10 protein-coding genes are annotated in these 6337 nt (G+C 70.0%); 1 reads left to right on the top strand and 9 read right to left on the bottom strand.

Going from position 1 to position 6337, the window contains the following annotated elements; translation table 11 throughout:
* The coding region (locus P3T39_RS37050) for a hypothetical protein (RefSeq protein ID WP_280703729.1) at window positions 1-657 on the bottom strand (657 nt) is incomplete at its 3' end.
* A 108-nt stretch (window positions 658-765) separates the two neighbouring features.
* Between P3T39_RS37050 and P3T39_RS37045 the strand changes: the two genes are divergently transcribed.
* Window positions 766-1536: an isoprenyl transferase gene (locus P3T39_RS37045; protein ID WP_280703730.1), complete on the top strand. Its 771-nt coding sequence runs from the start codon at window positions 766-768 to the stop codon at window positions 1534-1536.
* A 56-nt stretch (window positions 1537-1592) separates the two neighbouring features.
* On the opposite strand, the gene P3T39_RS37040 is transcribed toward P3T39_RS37045, so the two are convergent.
* The 8 genes from P3T39_RS37040 to P3T39_RS37005 all read right to left on the bottom strand — a co-directional run.
* A complete protein-coding gene (locus tag P3T39_RS37040; protein WP_280703727.1) occupies window positions 1593-2456 on the bottom strand; it encodes a hypothetical protein in 864 nt (287 codons plus the stop codon).
* Window positions 2453-2605, bottom strand: a complete 153-nt coding sequence (locus tag P3T39_RS37035; protein WP_280703725.1) for a hypothetical protein — start codon at window positions 2603-2605, stop codon at window positions 2453-2455. Before P3T39_RS37035 ends, P3T39_RS37040 begins: the two co-directional genes overlap by 4 nt.
* Window positions 2606-2777: 172 nt before the next feature.
* A complete protein-coding gene (locus tag P3T39_RS37030) occupies window positions 2778-3008 on the bottom strand; it encodes a hypothetical protein (protein ID WP_280703724.1) in 231 nt (76 codons plus the stop codon).
* A 14-nt stretch (window positions 3009-3022) separates the two neighbouring features.
* Window positions 3023-3247, bottom strand: a complete 225-nt coding sequence (locus P3T39_RS37025) for a helix-turn-helix domain-containing protein (protein ID WP_280703723.1) — start codon at window positions 3245-3247, stop codon at window positions 3023-3025.
* A gap of 100 nt (window positions 3248-3347) precedes the next feature.
* A complete protein-coding gene (locus P3T39_RS37020; protein WP_280703722.1) occupies window positions 3348-3998 on the bottom strand; it encodes a hypothetical protein in 651 nt (216 codons plus the stop codon).
* The gene (locus tag P3T39_RS37015; protein WP_280703720.1) at window positions 3995-4624 is read right to left on the bottom strand and encodes an HAD family hydrolase; all 630 of its coding nucleotides are present in this window, start codon (window positions 4622-4624) and stop codon (window positions 3995-3997) included. Before P3T39_RS37015 ends, P3T39_RS37020 begins: the two co-directional genes overlap by 4 nt.
* 245 nt (window positions 4625-4869) lie before the next feature.
* A complete protein-coding gene (locus tag P3T39_RS37010; RefSeq protein ID WP_280703719.1) occupies window positions 4870-5784 on the bottom strand; it encodes a glycosyltransferase in 915 nt (304 codons plus the stop codon).
* A gap of 93 nt (window positions 5785-5877) precedes the next feature.
* Window positions 5878-6337, bottom strand: a 460-nt coding sequence (locus tag P3T39_RS37005; RefSeq protein ID WP_280703718.1) for a hypothetical protein, incomplete at its 5' end; no start/stop codon positions are given.

Here is a 6337-nt window from a genome sequence, read left to right as displayed (position 1 = left end):
GGTCCTTCCGTTGATGATGCCGCGCTTGGCGAGCATGGTGGCGATGGACTCGTAGTCGGCCTTGGTCATGTTGAAGGAGAGGCGGCCGTCGTCGGCCTTCATTTGCTTGACTTCTCCGCCCATGTCTTCGGCGGCCCACCAGGTGGGCTGGCGGTCCGGGCCGGACAGGAACAGGGTCACTGTCCCGGGTTCCATGATCGTCTGGTGGATGAGGGGGTCGCCCAGCGTGTAGTCGCTGCCTGGTGTCTCCAGGGAGACGATGGCCGGGACGAGGTCGTTCGCGGTGAAGGGTCCGGCCTGCTCGCCGTCGATGCGGCGGTGCCAGGCGTGGAGGTATCCGCCGGCCAGGATCTGGGAGCTGAAGGGGCGGCGGTGGGTGTGCGGGATCAGGTCGCGCTCGGCGGCGTGGAAGACGTGCAGGCGCAGGCACCAGAGGCTGTCGGGGTGCTCGGCCAGGACGAGGCGGGACATGACCGGGTGGTGCTCGCAGCGTGCCAGGGCGTCGTGTGAGCGCGGGACGGCCTCGACCAGGTCGGTCAGCAGCCGCCGGTCCTCGGCGAGGTGGCGCAGGACGGCCCGGCTGGCTGCGGGTGCCTGGTGCGCGTCGTCCCAGTCGACGGTATCCAGCGCGTCGGCCAGTTCTTCGGCGGTCTTCACAGGTGATCTCCTCGATTGGCTGAACTGATAAGGGAGTTGACGGGATGACTGCTACTGTCGTTGTCCAGTTGATCCGGGTTTGTCCTTGGAGGGGCGATGCTTCTTCCCATGTGGGTACGCGAGTTGGCGATGCCGGTGTACGAGCGCCGGGTGATCAAGGGGCTGGAGGGCCTGCCCCGCCCCCGCAACGTGGGCATCATGCTCGACGGAAACCGCCGCTGGGCCAGGGCGGCCGGCCACAGCGACGTCGCGGAGGGCTACCGGGTCGGCGGGGCCAAGGTCGACGAGTTCCTGACCTGGTGCACCGGCGCCGAGATCGAGCACGTCACGCTGTTCATGCTGTCCGACGACAACATGGGCCGCCCCGAGCACGAGCTGATCCCGCTGCTCGGGATCATCCAGGACACCGTGGCCGGTCTCGCCGAGCCCGGCCGGCCGTGGCGGGTGCGGGTGATCGGCTCCCTCGACCTGCTGCCCGCCGAGAATGCCGCCGCCCTCAAGGAGGCCGCCGACCGCACCACCGGGCGTACCGGGATGCGGGTGGACGTCGCGGTCGGATACGGCGGCCGCCGCGAGATCGTCGACGCCGTCCGCTCCGCGTTCCGCCAGCACACCGCCGACGGCGGCGACCCGGCGGAGCTCGCCGAGGTGATCGACGTCGAACACATCTCCGCCAACCTCTACTCCCAGGGCGAGGCCGACCGCACCGACCTGATCATCCGCACCAGCGGCGAGCAGCGCCTGTCCGGCTTCCTGCTGTGGCAGAGCGCCTACGCGGAGATGCACTTCGTGGACGTGAACTGGCCCGCTTTCCGCAGGGTGGACTTCCTGCGCGCGCTGCGCTCCTTCGCGCAGCGCGAGCGCCGCTTCGGCAAGTAGCACCCCCGCACGGTGGGCTGGTCGTCCGGGCGCCGGGCGGCCGGCCCTCGGCCGTGTCAGCACCCTGCCATCCGCTCATCTGCGAGGATCGCGTCCACTGCGGCTGGCACCGTGATGTCCCGTGGGCCGTCCATGTCCACGACCACGCACCGCCAGTCCTCGGCGATCCGCCGGTCCAGGAAGTGCTGGACGCGGTGCTGGAGGTCCAGGTACGCCGCGCGGGTCGCGTCCCCGCCCATCGGCCCGTAGTGCTCCATCGGGCCGAGCCGCCCCGACTGCAGAATCCGCCGCTCGTAGGCGATGGCCGGGGTGCAGCGCACCAGGACCGGGATGATCCTGGATGAGTTCGGGCGCAGCAGGGTCACCGCGCAGTCCAGTACGGCGGTGGCCGAGTGGTACAGCGGGGTGCCCTCGCCGGCCGCGTGCCGGACCAGCATGCAGTTCTTGAGGACCGAGCGCAGCAGGCTGGAGGCTTCGATGAGCACCCCTCCCGTGCGGGCGGCGCGCTGGCGCAGCACGGTCTCCCGGTAGGCGATGCCTCCGGCGATCTCGGACACGGCGGAGGCGAGCACTGTGTGAGCGCTGTTGGCGGAGATCTCGGTGAAGGCGAGGACTCTCTCCAGCAGCGGGTCGCGCAGGTCGCCTTCGGAGGGCATCTCGTCGGCCAGGTCCTCGCCCTCGGCGGTGACCGCTTTGGTGTAGAAGGCGCGCAGGGAGGCGTCGTACATGGTGCGGTGGAGATCGGCGGTCTGCCCGGTCGGCTTGGTGAGGAGGTAGTCGCGGCGCGAGAGGTGCTCCACCTCGATGTCCCTGCCCTCCAGGCGTCGCTTCAGGGCCTCGGCCACGGTGTCCTTGCCCGAGCCGTCGATGCCCAGCAGGGTGATGATCCGCCCGGTGGGCCCGGTCGGGATGGTCGTCATCGGTGTTGCGCCTTTCGGTAGTCGGCGTCGAAGCCGCGGTGTAAGGCGGCGAAGTACTCGCCGAACACCTGGGCGAAGCGGTCGCCGTGGCCGTCGATGCACTGCTGAACCATGGTGGCGGTGGGGGTGTAGTCAGGGCTTAGGGGCATGCTGGGAGTCCCTTCCAGTACTGTGGTTGGCCGTGCAGCAGCCACGGTGACGCTGGCGGCCCGCCAGGCTCGGCCTGTCGGAGATCGGCCGCTGCCGCCTCTGGCTGGAGTGCCGGGGGCTTCGGCTTGCGGTTGTCGGCGCGTCCCTCAGGAGGGGAAGTCCGCCAACCGGCTACAGGTCGGCGTCATCCACCGGCACCGGGGCGCCGGTCACCTTCGTGCGCCCGTGCACCACCTGGCCGCCGTGCGACCCGTTGAGCTGCGCCATGCCTTTCTCGGTCGCCTGCTCGGCGGAGTCGGCGTGCACATAGGTCCGCAGGACCGTGGGCGATGCCGATCCGTTCCGCGGCTGAAAGACACCGCTGACCGTGTAGTCCGACCCGCTGTCCTTCTTCTTCCTCATGTCCTCTGCTTCCTCTAGAGCGCTCCACCACGGGCCCGGAAGATCACCCCGGCGCCGCTGAGCAGGCGGTGCACGGAGCCGTAGGAACGGCCTGTGTCCTGCATGAGCGCCCGGATGCTCGCACCCGCGTCGTACTTCTTCTTCAGGTCGGTCGCGAGCGTCTCGCGCGCCGCACCGACGAGTCGCGTGCCCTTCTTCATGGGCAGCACTGCTATCTCATGGGCCTGCTTGCCGACCATCGGACCTCCCTCAACTCGCCCTCTCCACCGATGGGGGAGGGCACTTGTGACGCGGGGTCGGGTGCTCCCGGCCCCGCCTTTCGCTGACCCTGGCCCTGGATCAGGCCAGGTTGCGTATCGTCTGTCCGGGTCCACCCCGGTGCTCGGGGCCGCCCCAGACGAAGCGCAGGATGGGGATCCGGCCCTGGCCGTCGGTGTCAGCGGTGACGGCCAGGACGGTCCAGCCCCGGTAGGACACGGCACGGGCGATCCGGCCGTCCGCGCTGCGCTCCACCCCCCAGATGTGCTGCCCGGCGGGACCGAGAAGGCCGGGCTGGGTCCTCCCGGCAGGGCATGCCTTCGCCACGATCTCCTCCGGCGTGCCCACCTGCGGGGCGAAGACCTCGACCCGCTGTTCGTCGTCGTAGGCCGCCTCCGTCCGCACATACCGCATCTCGTCATCCGAACCCGGGGAGCCAGTGGTGGCGGTGACGGTGGCCCAGCCGCCATGGCCCTTGAGCAGAGCGACCGGGATTCCCGCCATCGCCGCGACCTCCGACGCGCGAGGCCCGCATACCGTCCCGGCTCCGCTGCCCCGGTTGTTCTCCGGCTGTTCCTGTTCGGCCGGTACGGATGGGCAGCGGTCGAGGCAGTGGGCAACCCGCATCGTCGACGGCCGATCCACCGGCTCGGCCTCGCGGGAGCCGGGCGGGTACACCACCGGGGGCTGCAGACTGGCGCCCGGGGTTCTCACGGGCAGCACGGAGGTCATGCCGCAGCCCCCGAACCGACCGGGACACCGAGGGTCGCGAGGCGCTGGGCGCAGGTGGCCGCGCTGGTGAAACGCTCGGCACTCAGACCTGCCGCGCGCGCACCTGCGACGCAGCGCACGGAATCGCCGAAGTAGTAGATCTCGGCTGGGTTCACCTTCATCCGGGCAGCGGCCATTTCGAAGGCGAGCGGATCGGGTTTGGTCACGCCCAGGTCGGCGGAGCTGAACGCGAAGTCGAACTCGATGCTGTGGAAGGCGAGGTCGGAATGCATGGCCGAGGTGGCGTTGGCCAGCACGCCGCACGGCATCGCCCTGCGTGCCTGCTGCAACAGGCCGATCATCTCCTTGTCCGCTCGGCCCCGATCCGCACGCCAGGGCCCGATCGCGGTGCGCGCCTGCGGGCCGAAGTCGGCGAGCAAACGGCGTTCGACGTGATCCGTCCACTGCTGATCGGTGATCTGGCCGAGCTTCGCCATCTCCCAGCTGTCGTGCTCGTAGGCGTAGCGGGCGATGGTGAGGGGCGGGAGGCCGGCGGCTTTCTCACCGTCGGCTGCGCCCTGGTTGTCCAGGTGTTGAAAGATCCCGTAGAGCTCGAAGATCAGTGCGCGGATCATGGGCGCGGTCACGTCGTGGGGTCTCCGTTCATGTAGGGGTACCGCACACGCCAGGGCCGCCGGTACAGGGGGATGGGCGAGCGTGCCGGGCGCGGCACGGTGGGGGGAGGGGCGAGGAAGTGGGAGCCGCTGGGGTGGAACGGCGGCGGCTCGGCCTGGCGGCGGGCGCTGGGCCGGACCGGGGCTGGGCCGGGGTAGGGATCTGGGGCCTGGGTCAGGAAGTCGTCGGCGGGCGCATTGCCGACGCTGGTAGTCGGTCACCGGGCGGCGGGGGTCGGCGTGCGGCTGATCACCTCGGCGTACAGGTCGGCGTAGCGGTCGGCGGCGTTCACGCCGTTGCTGATGACCGGCACGTCCTTGCCGGCGATGGAGGGCAGGAGGCGGCACGCGAGGTCCCGGTCCTGCTCGGACACGGTGACGATCTGCCCGGCGAGGTCGGCGGCGTGGAGCAGCCGGTGGTACCAGATTTCGGTGTGCCGCCACTTCGCCCAGTCCGTGGTTTCCAGCAGCAGCCTTTCCTCATCGCTGAGTTGGTGCCGGCGAGTGATCCGGTCAATGGTGACGGAGCGGTGGATGCGATCGAAGGGGAAGTTCGCGGCGATGGAGTTGACGTCGCTGTCGAGGCGGTGTGCGAGGTTGATGCGGCGGACGATCGCATCGAGATACGTCAGCTCGGTGCCGTGCAGGGTCGTGACGGTCGGAACGTCACCGTAGGCCTTGTAGGCGGCCGTCTGTAGGTAGGAGAGGTGGTGGAGATGGAGGACGTCGACGGGCGCTGTGGGGCGGTGGTCGAGGAGGTGGCGGTGCCAGGCGTTGGCGAGCCGCATCGCGCCCCGGACGGGGATGGCGGCGAACATCGGGTCGGGACAGTCGGCCTGGCCCATCGACCGGTCCTCGAAGGAGGGGTGGAACGGCAGTTCTTCGAGGTCTTGGGGATCTTCTCCTAGCTGCCATGCAGCGAACGCCGGGTTGTAGTCGTAGGGGAGGACGTCGAGCCCTGCGTAGAAGGTAGGCGCGTGGCTAGGGTCGCCGCTGTGGCCGAGGGACCCGGCGTGGATGCGGGTGGTGTGACCTCGGGCGTTCAGTTCGTGCAGGAGGTCGCGAGCCATCGGCGCGCTGCGGCCGCGCGCCGCATAGAAGATCAGGGCAGTGTCGACGCTCAGTTCGGGCACGCCGGTGCCTCCTCGGAGTTGTCGGGGATGGTGGGGGTGCTCAGGGAGAGTCCGCTGGGTGGTAGCCGGATCGACGGCTGCCCCATTGGGCAGTTAGGTGTTCAGGCAGAAGCCGTCGGTGGGCCGCTCAGGCCACTGCGTGCCGCCGTGCTTTTCTGGGAACAGCTCGGCGATGGACACCAGGACGCCGGACTCGCCGCGGGGGACGACCACCTGGATGTCGGGGGCGTGATGGGACAGGAGCTCGCGGCATCCCCTGCATGGGGAGACGATCTGTCCGCCGCCGCTCTCGGTGGGCTTCGGGTAGCGGACGGCCGCAATCGCCAGCAGGCGCACGCTGGGCGCGCCGAGACGGGCAAGGGCCAGTGCGGCTCCCTCGGCGCACAGCGAGTGCCGGTCGACCGTCGCTTCCAGGTGGATGCCGGTCCACACCCGGCCGTGGTCGTCCAGGATCGCCGCGCCGATCTGGTGCTTCCCGGGCACGCACCGGGACTGGATCGTCTGGTACGCGGTGGTCACCAGCCGGGCCGCCGTCGGGTCGGCGCAGGAGTGG

It is taken from the genome of Kitasatospora sp. GP82 (assembly GCF_029892105.1).
Lineage (GTDB): Bacteria > Actinomycetota > Actinomycetes > Streptomycetales > Streptomycetaceae > Kitasatospora.
Note: the sequence above shows the minus strand (reverse complement) of the source record. Positions and strands in the feature narration are given on the sequence as shown.

What these genes read in the sequence shown, in the direction of transcription:
- P3T39_RS37045 (WP_280703730.1), top strand. Translation starts at nt 766, where the DNA reads ATGTGGGTACGCGAGTTGGCGATGCCGGTGTACGAGCGCCGGGTGATC.
- P3T39_RS37040 (WP_280703727.1), bottom strand. Translation starts at nt 2,456, where the DNA reads ATGACGACCATCCCGACCGGGCCCACCGGGCGGATCATCACCCTGCTG.
- P3T39_RS37035 (WP_280703725.1), bottom strand. Translation starts at nt 2,605, where the DNA reads ATGCCCCTAAGCCCTGACTACACCCCCACCGCCACCATGGTTCAGCAG.
- P3T39_RS37030 (WP_280703724.1), bottom strand. Translation starts at nt 3,008, where the DNA reads ATGAGGAAGAAGAAGGACAGCGGGTCGGACTACACGGTCAGCGGTGTC.
- P3T39_RS37025 (WP_280703723.1), bottom strand. Translation starts at nt 3,247, where the DNA reads ATGGTCGGCAAGCAGGCCCATGAGATAGCAGTGCTGCCCATGAAGAAG.
- P3T39_RS37020 (WP_280703722.1), bottom strand. Translation starts at nt 3,998, where the DNA reads ATGACCTCCGTGCTGCCCGTGAGAACCCCGGGCGCCAGTCTGCAGCCC.